Source organism: Variovorax monticola (assembly GCF_051216855.1).
GTDB lineage: Bacteria > Pseudomonadota > Gammaproteobacteria > Burkholderiales > Burkholderiaceae_C > Variovorax.
This window is the reverse complement of sequence record NZ_JBPJZP010000001.1, coordinates 362,001-376,615: the sequence shown is the minus strand read 5'-3', so window position 1 is coordinate 376,615 and position 14,615 is coordinate 362,001. Positions and strand designations below refer to the sequence as shown.

16 protein-coding genes are annotated in these 14,615 nt (G+C 67.1%); 4 read left to right on the top strand and 12 right to left on the bottom strand.

Features of this window, described 5'->3' with window-relative positions:
• Position 1: 1 nt before the first annotated feature.
• The 3 genes from ACSFA5_RS01620 to ACSFA5_RS01610 form a co-directional block, all read right to left on the bottom strand.
• A complete protein-coding gene (locus tag ACSFA5_RS01620; protein ID WP_435442257.1) occupies positions 2-1,465 on the bottom strand; it encodes a carboxypeptidase-like regulatory domain-containing protein in 1,464 nt (487 codons plus the stop codon).
• A gap of 389 nt (positions 1,466-1,854) precedes the next feature.
• Positions 1,855-2,661 (bottom strand): winged helix-turn-helix domain-containing protein, encoded by an 807-nt coding sequence (locus tag ACSFA5_RS01615; protein WP_435442256.1) that lies wholly within the window; start codon positions 2,659-2,661, stop codon positions 1,855-1,857.
• Between the two features lie 751 nt (positions 2,662-3,412).
• Entirely contained in the window at positions 3,413-4,174 is a 762-nt protein-coding gene (locus ACSFA5_RS01610) for a winged helix-turn-helix domain-containing protein (protein WP_435442255.1), read from the bottom strand.
• Between the two features lie 416 nt (positions 4,175-4,590).
• On the opposite strand from ACSFA5_RS01610, the gene ACSFA5_RS01605 reads away from it, so the two are divergent.
• The 3 genes from ACSFA5_RS01605 (at position 4,591) to ACSFA5_RS01595 (ending at position 7,388) form a co-directional block, all read left to right on the top strand.
• Positions 4,591-5,364 carry a helix-turn-helix domain-containing protein gene (locus ACSFA5_RS01605; RefSeq protein WP_435442254.1) on the top strand — a complete coding sequence of 258 codons (774 nt, stop codon included), beginning with the start codon at positions 4,591-4,593 and terminating at the stop codon, positions 5,362-5,364.
• Between the two features lie 109 nt (positions 5,365-5,473).
• On the top strand, positions 5,474-6,469 hold the full coding sequence (locus tag ACSFA5_RS01600) for a Bug family tripartite tricarboxylate transporter substrate binding protein (RefSeq protein WP_435442253.1): 996 nt from the start codon (positions 5,474-5,476) through the stop codon (positions 6,467-6,469).
• Between the two features lie 19 nt (positions 6,470-6,488).
• Positions 6,489-7,388 carry a PhzF family phenazine biosynthesis protein gene (locus ACSFA5_RS01595; protein ID WP_435442252.1) on the top strand — a complete coding sequence of 300 codons (900 nt, stop codon included), beginning with the start codon at positions 6,489-6,491 and terminating at the stop codon, positions 7,386-7,388.
• A 23-nt stretch (positions 7,389-7,411) separates the two neighbouring features.
• On the opposite strand, the gene ACSFA5_RS01590 is transcribed toward ACSFA5_RS01595, so the two are convergent.
• Both ACSFA5_RS01590 and ACSFA5_RS01585 read right to left on the bottom strand, forming a co-directional pair.
• Positions 7,412-7,684 (bottom strand): hypothetical protein, encoded by a 273-nt coding sequence (locus tag ACSFA5_RS01590; RefSeq protein WP_435442251.1) that lies wholly within the window; start codon positions 7,682-7,684, stop codon positions 7,412-7,414.
• Positions 7,685-7,764: 80 nt separating this feature from the next.
• A complete protein-coding gene (locus ACSFA5_RS01585; protein ID WP_435442250.1) occupies positions 7,765-8,574 on the bottom strand; it encodes a helix-turn-helix domain-containing protein in 810 nt (269 codons plus the stop codon).
• 122 nt (positions 8,575-8,696) lie between these two features.
• On the opposite strand from ACSFA5_RS01585, the gene ACSFA5_RS01580 reads away from it, so the two are divergent.
• Positions 8,697-9,065, top strand: coding sequence for a nuclear transport factor 2-like protein (locus tag ACSFA5_RS01580; protein ID WP_435442249.1), 369 nt, complete (start codon positions 8,697-8,699; stop codon positions 9,063-9,065).
• A 16-nt stretch (positions 9,066-9,081) separates the two neighbouring features.
• On the opposite strand, the gene ACSFA5_RS01575 is transcribed toward ACSFA5_RS01580, so the two are convergent.
• The 7 genes from ACSFA5_RS01575 to ACSFA5_RS01545 form a co-directional block, all read right to left on the bottom strand.
• Positions 9,082-9,357: a hypothetical protein gene (locus ACSFA5_RS01575; protein ID WP_435442248.1), complete on the bottom strand. Its 276-nt coding sequence runs from the start codon at positions 9,355-9,357 to the stop codon at positions 9,082-9,084.
• Between the two features lie 2 nt (positions 9,358-9,359).
• Positions 9,360-9,890: a YbjN domain-containing protein gene (locus ACSFA5_RS01570; RefSeq protein WP_435442247.1), complete on the bottom strand. Its 531-nt coding sequence runs from the start codon at positions 9,888-9,890 to the stop codon at positions 9,360-9,362.
• 28 nt (positions 9,891-9,918) lie between these two features.
• Entirely contained in the window at positions 9,919-10,845 is a 927-nt protein-coding gene (locus ACSFA5_RS01565; RefSeq protein ID WP_435442246.1) for a peptidylprolyl isomerase, read from the bottom strand.
• On the bottom strand, positions 10,842-11,597 hold the full coding sequence (locus ACSFA5_RS01560) for a hypothetical protein (protein WP_435442245.1): 756 nt from the start codon (positions 11,595-11,597) through the stop codon (positions 10,842-10,844). The genes ACSFA5_RS01565 and ACSFA5_RS01560 overlap by 4 nt, the downstream gene beginning before the upstream one ends.
• A gap of 13 nt (positions 11,598-11,610) precedes the next feature.
• Positions 11,611-13,392 carry a putative porin gene (locus tag ACSFA5_RS01555; protein ID WP_435442244.1) on the bottom strand — a complete coding sequence of 594 codons (1,782 nt, stop codon included), beginning with the start codon at positions 13,390-13,392 and terminating at the stop codon, positions 11,611-11,613.
• Positions 13,393-13,454: 62 nt separating this feature from the next.
• A complete protein-coding gene (locus tag ACSFA5_RS01550) occupies positions 13,455-14,186 on the bottom strand; it encodes an energy transducer TonB family protein (protein WP_435442243.1) in 732 nt (243 codons plus the stop codon).
• A gap of 10 nt (positions 14,187-14,196) precedes the next feature.
• Positions 14,197-14,607, bottom strand: a complete 411-nt coding sequence (locus ACSFA5_RS01545) for an ExbD/TolR family protein (RefSeq protein WP_435442242.1) — start codon at positions 14,605-14,607, stop codon at positions 14,197-14,199.
• Positions 14,608-14,615 lie beyond the last annotated feature (8 nt).

Below are 14,615 nucleotides of genomic sequence, written 5' to 3'. Positions count from 1 at the left end.
CTTACTGAATGGTGAGGCTGAAGCACGCCGCAGTGCCATTGAGGTCCCGAACGGCTGCGATGTAGTCGGCGCCGGCGGTCAAAGCCACATTGGGGGTAGAAGATGCACCCGGCGTACCCATGGTGAACTGGGGAAGAGCGCCGCCGCGGAAAACGGAGATATCCATGCTGGTGCCCTCGGTGCTCGGCAGCAATACCAAGGGGTAGTCGCGTGACTGCGGCGCAGTGAAATGGAAGTAGCTGACGTTGCCCAACTTGTTCCTGGTGCCTGCCTCATTCGACACACAGGTCGCCTTGGCAACCCCCACCTGCGCCTCGATGTGCATCGGCAGGGCATTGGCCACTGGTGGCGTGCCGGCATTGGTTTCCAACAAACCGAACGGGTTGTCGGGCGCATCGCTGATGCCCTGCGGACGAAGCAACGCTGCCAGGGCCGGCATGCTGGCAGGCGCCACGGCATTGAATGCGTCGACGAAGGAGTGAATGGAGGTGAGCGCGGCGCGCGTTTTGAATCGCTCGCTCGTCAATGCGTCGTGGATCGGCTTGAAACCGACCTGCGCATTCAGGTTCCACAAGATCGACTGGACGGTGAACTCGCGATACCACCCCGGGTTGTCCGTCGGTCCTTGGGAGAGGTCGATGTTGCCGCCTTGCGCCTGACCTGGCGTGGACGAATCCGTGTAGTTGCTGCGCCCAAGCACGATGCCCGACCAGCCGTTGCCCCATCCCTCGGAGAACGCGATCCGCCGGTCGAGGCGGTCGTTCCCCGCATGCAGGCCGCCCGGCGAGTCGTCACGGCTGAAAACAGCCTGGTAGTAGTGGCCCCATTCGTGGACGATCACGGACGAGTCGAACTCATCGGTATCGACATCCTCCTTGCCGAGGATGTACAGCGCCGGGCCGTCGAGGGTTTGGACAAAGTGACTGATCCCGATCTCCCCGTCCGCTTTCACGCCGTTGGCCGGTCGATTGTTGGGACTCCAGAACACCTTCAGCGCCGGGAACTTCGTCGCGGGTGCCGCGGACTGGACCTTCTGCATCGCGGCGTGGACCGTGTCCATCACGGCAAAGGGCGCAGCGACGCGCACGCTCTTGTAGGCAGAGACGCCATCCCAGCCGGAGGCTGCGTGGAGGTCGCGCCTGAGCGCGGCGGTGCCGGACGCGAACGCCACGGAGTCCATCGAATACAAGGCGTTTTCCTTTGTGTTGTCGCGCACGCTCACGTCCCAGGAGGGCGCGCCGCCGCTGCGAAGAAGACGCGCTTGAACGCGAACCTTGAGCATCGTTCCGGCAGGCACGGTGACCGTGTAGGTGCCGTCTTCGCCGGTGGTGGCGGTGGCCACTGCGGCACCTTTGCCGTCGACGACTTCCACCGATGCGGCACGCACCGGCTTGACGACCGTGTCGGCGTAGACAAGCGGCCCGATCAGGTTGGGCACCGAGTCGTAAGTGGCTTTGCCGGTCAATATGACTTGGGTGACTGTTGGCGTTATCGCCACGGGTGGCGCAGGGACTGGCTCCGACGCAGGGACCGGCTCAGAGGCAGCGATTGGCTCCGGCTCGCGGACTGGCTCCGGCTCAGGAATCGACGCCGACGGCGCTGCGGCTGCTTGTTGCGCCATCACCGGAAAACCAGCAACGCCGCTCTCGCCTCCCCCGCACCCAGCCAGTGAAGCGGCCCCGCGCGCTGCCCTCAACGCGGCAGATATCCTGAAAGCCTTCGTCCTTGTCACTTTTTTCTTTTCCTGGAGTTTTTGTTCGCTCGCGATGCTCACTACGCGCATCCCACACCCACGCCGAGATTCAGCTTCTGGGCTGTACCGAAGCTGCCACGCAGGCGCGCCACGTCGGCGATTCAGCGCGGCGAGGGAGCCGGAGCCGCCTGCTTGGGCGGTGGAAACGAACGCGGTACGAAGTCGAGGCGCGTTGGCGCCGCGGCGTAGGGTGGTGTTGCTGATGCGCTCAGCGGCCGCACTGCCCGAAGCTGGTAGCCGCGCCCATACACGGCATTCAGCGCGAAGCCGTTTTCCGCACAAAGCTGGAGCTTCTTGCGCACGCTGGCCACGCACACATCGAGCGACCTTCCGCCCTCGGTCGGAAACGCCGTGCCCCATAGCAAAGTCCACAGCTGCTGACGCTCCAGCACGCGACCCGGATTGCGAAAAAACTCTTGTGCGAGTTCGAATTGGCGACGCTGCAACTGCACCCTTCGTCCTGCGTGCATCACGGCGTGCTGGCTCTCGTGAAATTCGTAGTCGCCGAACACCGTGTCGCTGGCCTCCGCGGAGGGTTCGCGGAATTCACTGGCGCGATGCAGCAGCCTGTAGACCCGGCTGTACAGCTCGCCGTTCTCGCTCTCGATGGACGCGAAATCGAAGAGCGGCGAATCGGGAACGTCCTGTTGCCACTGCGCCGACTGATCGCTCCGAGGCTCTCTTACCAGCAGAAGCGCGGGCATGCCGATCACGCCGCACACCGCCGAGAGCTGCCTCCATGCGTGGGTGCCGTCTTCAACCAGCACCAGCAGCTCGAACCGCATTCCGCGACTCAGCGCGGTCAGAAGGCCGGATGCATCGGCGAACAGCTCCGGCGTGCAGCCGCCTTTTCCGAGCCTGTCGTGCAACTGCACGCGCTGGCTGTCGATGCTGTCGATCAGTGCCACTTGGCATGGAGTCCATCTTCCGATCATTTGATTTCCAGAATTGGCCCGGCTTTTCAAGCTGGATTTGTGAAAAAGTTCCCAAAGGGGTTGGGCTTGAATCAATCGAAGCTGGCTTGGGTCGGCACAAAGCCCATATGGCATGCGAAAGGCCACCTCGAAATATGAACCTTAAGTAACATTTGTCCGCGCGTCGCTCTGAGAATTTCTTTGAAAGTGAAATTTGACGCATTTGAATCTAGTGATTTTGAAAAATGCGAAAAAGCTCACACTAGAAAGGAATCTGGCGTTTTTAAATTTCTTTAAAAGTTACTTTTTTCTCGATTGCTGTCCATGCACGAATTGCGTAATGCGCACGCATCCGAATGGCGAGCAGCGGGCAGGAGCGGGACGCCCGATCCGCTCGGCGGGCAAATCGAGTCAAGGCGCTGGAGTCGGCGTTACCACCGGAAAGCGGCGCCTGAGCGAGCCCGCCAGCCCTGCCTGTCCCAAGCCCTGGGTGCCGGAGGCCCTGACGAGCAACGAAATGCGGGGCGTCATCTGGCGTCGTGTGCCACGTCGAGCTTCAGGTGCTGGCAGATCGACTGGGCCTGGGGGCGTCAGCGTCAGGCCCGGCGCCAGATCGAACCTGCAGCCGCCCTCCCCCGACAGCACCAGACGCAGCCCATGGGGCGCGATGCGTTGATCGGGGAGCGCCGAGTGCACGGGCACTTCCGCGTGGGCGACAGGCGGCGCTGGAGGCCGAATGAACAGTTCATTCGGCCTCCAGCGCAGCGAATGCGCGCGATTGAATGACCTGCAGCTGGTAGCCGCGCTTGTAGACAGCGCGCAGCACGAATCCGTTCTCGGGGTAAAGGTCGAGCTTTTTCCGCACGTTGGCCACGCAGACATCCAGTGCCCGCGTGCCTTTGCGCGGCGAGTACTCGCCCCACAGCGACGTCCACAGCCGCTTTCGCTCCACCATGCCGCCCAGGTTGCGGAACAACTCGAACGCGACCTCGAACTGGCGCGATGCAAGGCGAACTTCTTTCCCCTGGTACACCACGAGCTGCAGTCCCTCGACGAACCGATAGCCGCCGACCGTCGTCTGCTTCGCCGGTTCGAGCCGCTCGACGGTGTCTTCTCGATCGCCCGCGCGCAGCAGCAGCGTGGACATTCGGGTGTAGAGCTCGGAGTCATCGGTGTTCAGGAGCGCGAAGTCGAAGAGCGGCGACGCCAGAAAATCCTGGTCCCTTGCCATCCGTTTCTTCCAGTCCGATTCCTGGATCAGCAGAAACGCGGGCACGCGAAGCACGCGGCAAACGGCAGACAGCTGGCACCACGTCAACGCATCGTCTTCCACCACTAGGACAAGGTCGAACCGATTTCCGAGGCCGAATGAAGCCAGCAGTCCTGCGGCGTCGGAAAACACCACAGGCGCATACCCGCCCCGTTCAAGCCTTTGACGCAACTGAACGCGCTGTGCCTCCGCGCCGTCCACCAGCGCCACATTGCGCGACGTCCACTCTTTAATCATTGGCGTTCCAATATGAACGTGCCCTGTGAAGGCGCGTCGATCAATCACTTAAATTGCCCGAAAAGGGAGAATGTGCATTGGCAACCATTGAAATCAATCGATGCCTTGCTGCCTGCCGCAGGTTTTTATTACTGGGCGGAGGCGAACTGTAATTAATTGACTTTTGCAGAGCCTTTGAATTCACATTCAAAAGTAACCTTTGTCGCATTCAACGCATTGAAAGGCCAAAAATATGCAGGAAGTCACACTCGACGGCGTGCATTCAAGACACCTTCGTTGAACGGACGAGTTCTTTTTGTCATTCGTCACACGCTGATGGGCGCGGCGCGGCCTCGGCCCGTCAGTGACTTCACGGAGCCCGGTTCGATAATTGCAAGCCAGAGGTTTCTTGCCTTTTCCCCCCGGAGGCTGCCCCCGTGACGCCACATGCCTATCTTTCGCCCAAGCTCGCGCTGACCGCACCGCGCGGGTTCGCGTTGCGCTACAGCGGCCAGTCGCGCTACCACTGCGATTGGCACCTGCACGACTGCGCGATGCTTCTGTGGCCGCAGACCGGTGGCCTGAAGACGGCGTGGGTCGACGGTGGGCGCATGCAGGATGCAGCCACGGGTTGCGTGCAACTGTCTCGCTCGACAGCCATCCTGTTGCCCGCGGCCACCGCGCACAACACCCGGGCCAGCACCCAGAAACAACGCCACGGCGAGCTTTATCTCGCCCCCGAAGTGCTCAAGGACCGAGGCAGCTTCGGTGCGTTCCGGCTCGACGGCGCCACACTCGCCATGCTCGACGCGCTGGTGTCCGCCGCGCTGGACCCGCGCAGCGCCGAGCCGCTGGTCGAGGCCATCGTCATGCAGCTCGCGGTGGGGCGCAGCCTGCCGCTGCTGCCGGACGCGGCCCGGCCCTCGCTCGGGCAGCAGATGGTGCGCCGTTTCGGCTTCGCGCTCGAGTGGGACCAGCAGGTGCCGCTCGTCGATGCGGTCGCCTGCGAACTGGGCGTTTCGCAGCGGCAGCTGCAGCGCGCCTGCCGGCAGGAGTTCGGTGCGTCGCCCATCGACATCCGCCGCCGCCTGCTCGCAAGGCGTGCGCGCGAGCTGATGGCGCAGGGGCAGACGCTCGCACAGACCAGCGTGCAGCTGGGCTTCGCGAGCAGCGGACACCTGGGCCGGCTGCTGCGCGCCATCCCGCACTGAGCACGCGGCGCCGGCCCTGTCGCGCCCTGGATCGGCCTGCGTCGCGTCCGGGTTCGTGCCCTGCGACGGGTGTTCCTAGCATCGGCCCACACACCCTTGGAGTCGACCCATGCCCGCAACCTTTCAGCGCGCCGCCCGCACGGCGGCACGACATCTCGCACCGCTGGCGCTCGCCGTGCCGGCCCTTTCGGGCGTTTGCGCCTTCGCGCAGGAGTGGCCCACCAAGCCGATCACGGTGATCGTCCCCTTCCCCGCCGGCGGCGGCACCGACCTCGTCGTGCGCTCGGTGCAGGTGGCGCTGCAAAAGCAGTTGGGCCAGCAACTGGTCATCGACAACCGCGCGGGCGCCGGCGGCACCATCGGCTCCGGCATGGTCGCGCGGGCCAACCCCGACGGCTACACGGTCGGCATCGCGACCACGAGCACGCACGCCGTGAGCACGGGGGTCTACAAGAAACTGTCCTACGACCCCGTCAAAGATTTTGCGTACGGCGGCTTCATCGGCACCTCGCCCTATGTGCTCGTGGCCAACCCGCAACTGAAGGCGACCGACATGAAGTCGTTCATCGCCGCGCTGCGCGCCCGGCCCGAGGGTGCGAGCTTTGCGTCGGTCGGCGCCGGCACCGTGTCGCATCTGCTGGGCGAGAAGTTCAAGGATGTCGCAAAGGCGCCATTGGTGCACGTGCCCTACCGCGGCGCGGCCCCTGCCTACACCGACCTGATCGGCGGGCAGGTGCAGTTCATGTTCGACAACCCCGTCGGCCTGGCGCCTTACATCCACGCCCACAAGCTCGTGGCCGTCGCCACCACCGCGCCGAACGCCCTGCTCGCGGGCGTGCCGACCTTCGCGCAGGCCGGCGTGCCCGGGTTCGACCAGGCGCTCTGGTACGGCTTCGCCTTTCCGAAGAACACGCCGCCGCAGGTCGTGGACAAGTTCAACCGCGCATTGACCGCCGTGCTGAGCGACCGCGCGATTGCCGCGGACCTGGCCTCCAAGGGCGTGAACGCGACGCCCGGCACGTCGGCGGCCATGCAGGCCACCGTGGCGCGCGACGCGCCCTTCTGGCGCGGCATCGCCCAGGCCGCTGGCGCGACGGCCGACTGACCGAAGGAGACCGCGTCACATGAACATGACCCCTCCACCATCCGCACAGGTCGCGGGCCTGCGCGTCTTCGTCAACGGCCCCTGCGGTGGCAATCCGGTTCCCCTGGTGAGGAGCGCGGCCGGCATGGCCTCATCCGACATGCAGGCCGTGGCCCGTCGCCACGGCCACGAGTCGGCTTTCGTGTTCGCGCCGAACGAGCCCGGCATCGACTGGACCTTCCGCTTCTTCGTGCCCAACCACGAGATGGAGATGTGCGGCCATGCCACGGTCGGCGCGCTGTGGGCCTTGCGTGAATGGGGCGAATGGACCACGCCCCTCGCGCGGGTGCGCACCCTGAGCGGCGTGGTCGACGCCCGGTGGGACGCGTCGCGTGGGCGCGTGTGGATCTCGCAGCCGAAGGTGCGGCTGTCGACCCTCGATGCGCACTTCGGGGAACGGGTGTGCCAGGTGCTGAATCCGCGGCAGCCGACGGTGCGGAACCCGCAGGTCGTGAACGCCGCCACCAGCCGCGTCAAGACGCTGGTGCGCATGCCGACCATCGCGGCGCTCGATGCATTGACGCCCCTGCTGGCGCAGGTCGAGGCCACGTGCGCGGCCATCGATTCGACGGGGCTCTATCCCTACGCCGTGGAAGCCGCCGCCGATGGCAAGACGGTGGTCGCGGCGCGGCAGTTCCCGCGCTCCTCGGGCTATCCGGAAGATGCGGCCACCGGCATTGCAGCGGCCGCGTTGTGGGGCTACCTGAGCGCCACCGATGCCGTGCCCGTTGGAACACCGGCCGCGCCGGTGGTCACCACCGTCCGGCAGGGCGAAGCGATGGGCAACCCCTCGGCCATCGAACTGCAGGCGCGGTTCGGGCCGCACGGCGACGTGGTCGGCTGCTGGCTCAGCGGGCAGGTGGAGTGGGCCGCGCTGTAAAGGGCGAGGAGCGGCCTCGGCCCTCAGTCTTCGCTCTCGTCCTCGTCCTCGTCTTCTTCCGCTTCTTCGGCACGGCGAACCGTAAGGAAATTTTCGGTGTCCTCCACGAACGCCATGGTCTTGCCGTCGGGCGCCATGCCGCGGACTTCCGTCTGAGGACCGTCGCCGTTCTTGTAGTCGACCGACACCAGCGCAAAGCAGGCCAGGGCTTCTTCCATTTCACCGTCGTCGCCGCCGTCGTAGACAGCGACCCATCCGTCGGCGGGCATGATTTGCAGGATCTTCACTTCTTCCATCGGTTCTTTCCAGGCTCAAGATAAATTGTGTCTTTCAGGATAGCCGATGAAAAAGCGCCCTGAACGGCCGTCGCATTGACTTACGTGCGTGCCTCGCGGCGCGGCGCACGCGCCGCCTCGGCCTGGCGCACCGCCGCATCCGTGAACGCATTCGCCGGATGCATCACCTCCAGCGCAATCTCCTGCAGCGTCACGTCCACCGGGCTGCCGAACACCGTGATGGCGCTGATGAACGACAGCCGGCCGATGCGCGTGTCGATGTCCAGCGTCATGGCGGGCCCGCCGGTCGATTCGTCGACCGGCGCCATGCCGCCCGGCCAGGCCAGGGCCTCGCGCAGCAGCGATCCCAACCCTGGGTCGCCCGTCAGGTCGAACTGGCGGCGCATCTGCACGATGAAGTGGGAGCGCCAGGCGGGCAGGTGCTGCACGCGCGGCGCCATGCCCAGCGGATGCAGCATCAGGCGGACCACGTTCGTCGGCGCTTCCAGCAGCGAGGCGTCGATGCCTTCGTACAGCGCCGGCACGCCGCCGTTGCCGCGCACCACGTTCCAGTGCCGGTCGATGACGTAGGCCGGAAACGGCCGGTGCCGCGCGAGCGTGACGTCGATGATGGCGCGCACCGAATCGAACGACGCATCGTCGAAAGGCCGCTGCTCGAACACGGCCGCGAACCCGGCGGCGGCCAGCAGCAGGTTGCGCTCCCGCAGCGGAATCTCCAGCTCTTCGGCCAGCCGCAGGATCAGGTCGCGCCCGGGTTGGGCGCGACCCGTTTCCACGAAGCTCAGGTGCCGCGTCGACACTTCGGCCTGCAGCGCCAGTGCCATCTGGCTCAGGGCGCGCCGCTCCCGCCAGCCGCGCAGGCGCTGGCCCAACTGGAAGGCCGGATTCATGGCGTCGTTGTGCATGGCGCAGCATAGGCCCGCGCCTGAAGGCGGCCATGACGCGCAGGTAATCGACGTTCCCGGTGCGACGAGGCAGAGTGATCCCCCTCCCCTTTTTCCAGGAACCCGCCATGCCCACACCCGAGACGCTCGAACGCTTCATCGCGCTCGTCGAAGCCAACGCCCATGCCGAAGCCGTCCAGGCGTTCTATGCCCCCGACGCTGCGGTGAGCGAGAACCAGTCGGCGCCGCGCGTCGGGCGCGACACGGCCATGGCGCGCGAGCACGCGATCCACGCCAGGGCCCGCTCGATGGCGTCGCGCTGCGTGCGGCCGGCGCTGGTTCAGGGTGACCATGTCGCGATCCGCTGGGTGTTCGATTTCGAATGGCCCGACGGCACCGCCACCCACATGGAAGAAGTGGCCTGGCAGCGCTGGGAGGGCGAGCGGCTGGTGGCCGAGACCTTCTTCTACGATCCGGCGCAGCGCACGCCGCGCTGAAGGGCGCTGCTGCCGCTCAACTGCCGCCGTCGTGCGACGGCGCGTTGCCGGCGTGGGCTCGCCGCGCGGCGCCCAGCTCCGCCATCGAGATGTTCAACTCGGCCATGGTTTGCGCCAGCAGCGCGATCAAGGCCGCGCGCTGCTTGTAGCGCACGGTCTCTGCCCGGCGTGCGCGCTGCGCCTGCCGGCCGGTGGCGGCAATGGCGCGGCTGGTCGGCGAATCGTGGATGTCGGCGGGCAGCACAAAGCGCGCCCCCGTCGCCATGCCGCCGCTGCGAGGCGTGCCGCGCATCGTCAGGCGGCCGCTGCTTCGCCCTGGGCCGTGGCCTGCGCGTTCGCGGCTTCCGGCCGCGTCTCGGAGGCCGGGCCGTAGTTGCGCAGGTGCAAAAAGAACTCGCCCATCATCTGCATCCACAGGCGCACTGCGAACGCCAGGTAGGCCGGGCTCACGCCGCCGGCCACCACCACGTCCATCTCCAGCACCACGAAGTCGCCGTGCTGCGCCACGCGCGCGAAGCGCTTGGTGCGGTGCCACGCGGCAAGCACCGCCTCGGGCAGCGTGCCGCCCTGCACGTGCAGCGGGCAGCTGAGCGTGAAGTCGGTGTACTGCGTGGTGGTGACGGGGTTGCCCCACATCACCTGGAAGCCGATGCCGTGGCTGGCGCTGTGCAGGCGCTGCACGCCGTCCTGCTCGATGGTGGTGACGGCGCCGCCGGCCGCCTTGATGGCGTCGGACACCTGTTCGGGCGTGACGGCGTCCAGCATGTCGGGGTGCGGTGCCGTCGTGATGTCGGTGGCTTCGGCAGGCGTGGTGGAGTTGTTCATGGTTGGCCCTGTGTGTGGTTCGGTTGGTTCAATTGGTTTTCTTGAGCGCTGCGTCGAGCGCGGCGGCATCGATGCTCAGCGTGGTGGCCGGCGCAATCTGCGCGAGGTAGGCCTGCACCAGTTGCTGCTGGCGTTGCTGGCGCAAGGCGGCCTGCAACTGCGGCTTCATTTCTTCCAGCGTGGCGGTGCGCGCGGGCACCACGTCGAGCAGCTTCACGACATGGAAGCCGGCCTCGGACTGCACCGGTTCGCTGACCTGCGCGGGCTTGAGCCCGGCCACGGTGTCGCGCAGCGCGGGCAGCATGCGCGCCAGCGGCAGCGTGTCGACCTCGCCGCCGCGCTCGGCGCTGCGTTGGTCCTGCGAGCTGGCGCGCGCCACGGCCGCGAAATCGCCGCGGCGGGCCTGGCGTGCGAGGCGGCTCGCTTCTTCGCGCACCTTGGCGACGGCGGTAGGGCTCGGGTCGGGCGTGGCCAGGAAGATCTGCGCCACGCGGTACGCGGCCGGCAGGTTGTAGCCGGTCTTGCCCTGCTCGTAGGCGGCCTTCACGTCCGCATCGGACGGAAAGCCCGCCGGCACCTGGCTCACCGAATCGAGGTAGCTGCTGCTCACCAGGCGCGCGGTGATTTCGCGCGTGGCGTCGTCGACCTTCGCCTTGACTTCGGCCTTGTCGGCCCAGCCCTTGGCACGCGCGTCGCGCAGCACGGCTTCGCTCAGCAGGCGCTGGCGCAGCCAGCCGTCCAGCGTCGAGCGGTCGGCCTTGACGGCGGCACGCTCGGCCTCGGGCAGCCCCAGCAGGAGCTTTGCGACTTCGTCCTGAGTGACCGTGAGGTCGCCGGCACGTGCCACGACGGCCTGGCCGGGCGAAGGCGTGGGCGCCTGTGCGTTGGCGGCGCCAACCGACAACGCCAGCAGCACCAGCGCGGCGGCCGAAGAAGACGGGTGAAGGCGCGTCATTGCTTCTCTCCCGCTGCGGGTGCAGCCGGTGCAGTGGGTGCGGCCGGCGCAGCGGATGCAGCCGGTGCAGTGGGCGCAGGCGCACCCACCGCCCGCACGTCGAACTTGCTTGCGTAGAGCTTGTCGCCGTACTCCTGCGCAATCTGCTCGAACTTCACGCGGCTCTGCGCGGCGAAGGGCTGGCGCGAGGCCAGCACGCTGCCCACGTCCATCGTCTCGTAGGCCTTCAGGATCTCCTGGCCCACGGCATACAGCTGCACGTTTTTCGCCTCGCACTGCGTGAGGGCGGTGCGCTGCGTCGCGGCCTCGCCCGACAGGCGCTGGCGCTCGGCCTCCGACGCGCGTGCCATCTTCAGCAGATCGTCGTAGGCGTTGCGGTACTGCGCGATCTGCGATGTGGCTTTTTCGCTGGTGGCCTGTGCCTGTTGGCGCAGTTGCTGGCTGCCGGCGCTGGCCGCCTCGCGCGCCTGGCGTTCGGCGGCAAGCTGCGACTGGCTCTGCACAAGCTCCTTCTTCAGCGCGTCGAGTTCCGGCTTGGGCGTTGCCGCGACGGCAGGCGCGCCCGCGGGCTGCCCGGCCTTCAGCGCGGCCAGTTCGTTTTGCGCCTGCTGCAGCTGGGTGGTGGTCACGCGCAGTTGCGCGCGCAGCCGCTCTTCCATGCTCTGCCCGCCGGGCGCCTGCGCATGCGTCGTGCCGGCGGTGGCCGCCAGCAGCGCAAGCAGCAGCGCCGGAATTGTGTTTGCTCTGGACACGGCTGGCTCCTTTCTAGAAGCGCGCATTGAATTCAAGCTGCAGGGTGTCGATGGCCAGCGGCGGTCCGTAGACCTGCTTGGTCGCGATCCAGCGGCCGGTGAACCACATGTTCTTGTCGATCGCGTACGAGCCGCCCAGGAAGTAGCCGCGCGCATTGGTGCCGCCGCCGTGGAAGGTCGAGTCGTTGTAGCCGTCGGGCATCGCATCGGGCTCGATGCGCTTGTAGCCCGCCAGCACGTTCCAGTCGCCGCGCGCGGTGGGCGCGGGCTTGCCGTAGGTGGCTTGCACCTGGTAGGCGTTGCCGCCGCTCTTGAAGTCGGCCTGGCCCGTGCCGCCGGTGGCACCGAAGTTGTTGACGATGGCGCCGCGGCTGCCTGCGCGGTTCCAGATGTCCTTGGCGTCGTACGCCGTGTTCTTCACGAAGTTGGCGTCCAGGCGCAGGTTGTTGCCCGCCACCGCCGTGTCCCAGCGCAGGTTCAGGTCGATCAGGCGAAACTTCGAGGCCAGCCCCACGTACTGCGGCTGCGGCGTGCCGGCCGGGTTGAGCGGGTCCAGCGAGATGTCGCGCAGCAGCATGAGCGTGTTGCCCTTCTGCATGAAGGCCGGGCGCGACCAGTCGGTGCTGCAGCCGTCGGCGCCGGCATACAGCGCGCAGGGCTGCGAGACCTGGCCGCTGATGTTGCGGAAGTTGTAGTACGCCAGCGCACCGCGCACGCGGTTGTCCTCGTCGATCTTCCAGTCGGCGCCCATCTGCGCGCCGAACAGCCACTTGTTCTCGCTCTTCATCTTTTCCTGGCTGCGGCTGGGCGCGTTGTCGGACGAGTATTCGAGCGGAATCAGCCCCAGCGTGCCGAACAGCGTGAGGTCCTTGTTCGACGCGAGCTTCTTCTCGAACTGCGCGGCAATGCCGTCGAAGTTCAGGTCGTTCGAGTACACCAGGTCGGTGGACATGAACGGGTTGCCGAAGCGCCCGGCCGTCACCGTGAGCCAGTCGACGGGCTTGTGCGAAATCCACATCTGGTCGAGCCACACGCTCTTCTTGCTCAGGCCGCCGCCCAGCGTCTGGGTGGTCGACACCGGGCTCTCGTCGCTGCCCGAGGCCAGGCGCACGCCGGCCTTGGTGTTCTCGGTGAGGTCGGCATACACGCCCAGCCGCGCGCGGGCACGGAACAGGTTGCGGCGGTCCTGCTGCGTATTGAGGATCGACGGCAGCGACAGGTTGGTGTTGGGGTTGACGTCGTAGCCCGCGCCCTTGTTGAGCTCGGACCAGTTGATCTCGATGTTGCTGTTGTTGCCCGCGTAGCCGCGCGACTCGTTGCGCACGCGCACGTCGCCTTCCACGCGGATGCGCTTGCTCCACTCCGGCGTTTCGTTGGGCGCGGCCCAGCCTTCGTCCTTGGCCTGCGCCATGACCTGTGCCTTGACCTCGTCGCGGATCTGGTCGCGCACGGTCTGCGAGATGTAGGGCACGCGCACGTCGCCGGCTTCGAGCCGCATGCCGCCTGCGGTGGCGGCCGACGCCGCGGTGGCGGACGCCGGCATGCGCTGCGCCTGCTGCGCGGCCATGGCTTCGGTCTGGGCCTGGGCCAGCAGGGCCTCGCCCACGTCCTTGGCGAGCGTGCCGCTCTGGATCAGGCCGCGAATCAGCCGGACCATGGCGGTGTCGGCAGGGGCCGCCTGAGCCGCGGCGTGGCCGGCCGTGAAGGCGAACGCGCAGGCCGCGGCCGCCGCGAGCGCGCACTGGCGCAGGGCCGGCATGGCGCGCCGGCTCGAAAGGTTCTTGAGATGGTTCATCGCTTCGTTCACAGGATTGAATGGATCGGACGGGGCTTGGGCGGTGCAGTCGGCGTTGCGGTTCATGGCCGGCGCCCTCGCATGGACACGCGCATCGGAAAGCGCAGCGACGCGGGCGGCTTCTCGTCGACGCGGTCCAGGCCGCGCAACAGCGTGAGCACCGCTTCGTCGATGTCCGGCGTGCCGGTGCCGCGCACCAGTTGCACCCGGCTGGTCTTGCCGTCGGCGCCCAGCCACAGGTCGATCTGGATGTCGTCAAACACCAGCTGGCGCGTGCGCGGGTCGCGCGACAGCGCCTGCTGCAGCAGGCTGGACACATAGCGCGCGTACGAGCCGCTGCCCAGGCCGCCACCGCCGCCGGTGCCGCTCATGCCGCCGCCGCTGCCGGCCTGGATGCCGAAGGCGTCGTTGCCGGCCTGGCCGGCGCTGTCCATGGTCACGGGGTCGCCCAGGTCTTTGGAGGGGCTCGGCGGCGCGTCGTCCTTCGGGGGTTCCAGCGGCTCGACCGGCTTGGGCTCCTTCTCGACCACTTCGGGCTTGACCTTTTCCGGCTCGGGCTCGGGCAGCTTCTCGGGCTCGGGCGGCGGTGGCGGCGGGGGCGGCAGCATCAGCATGGGTGCGTCGGCCACCACGCGCTTGGTGCTCGCGGTGTCCGACAGCAGGTGCCATACCAGCGCCACGAGCGCGGCGGCCATCGCCAGGCCGATGGCCCATCCACCCCAGCGGCGCCACAGCCCGGCCCGGGCACCCGAGGGGCCTGCCGGTGTGGAAGAACGCGGGTCGCGAGGTTTCACGCTGCGTTCCTCACTTCTGCTTGCCGGTCACGAGGCCGATCTGGTTCAGCTCGATGCGCCGCAGCAGGTCGAGCACGTCGATCACCTTGGCGTATTGCACGCTGGCATCGCCGCGCACGATCACCGGGAAATCGGGCGACAGCGCCTTCTCGGTGCGCAGGCGCTCCTCCAGCTCGGGCAGCGTGACCGGGTACGCATCGAGGAACACGTTGCCCGCGTTGTCGATGGTGATGGCCTTGGTCTTGGGCTTCTCCAGCGCCACCGAGGCGCTGGCCTTGGGCAGGTCGACCTTGATGCCGGGAATGCTGGCGTTGCTGGTGAGGATGAAGATCACCAGCACCACCAGCAGCACGTCCACGAAGGGCGTGATGTTGATGCCGCCGGTGCGCCTGCGGGGCGCGAACTTGGCCGGGGTTGCCATGGTCGTGC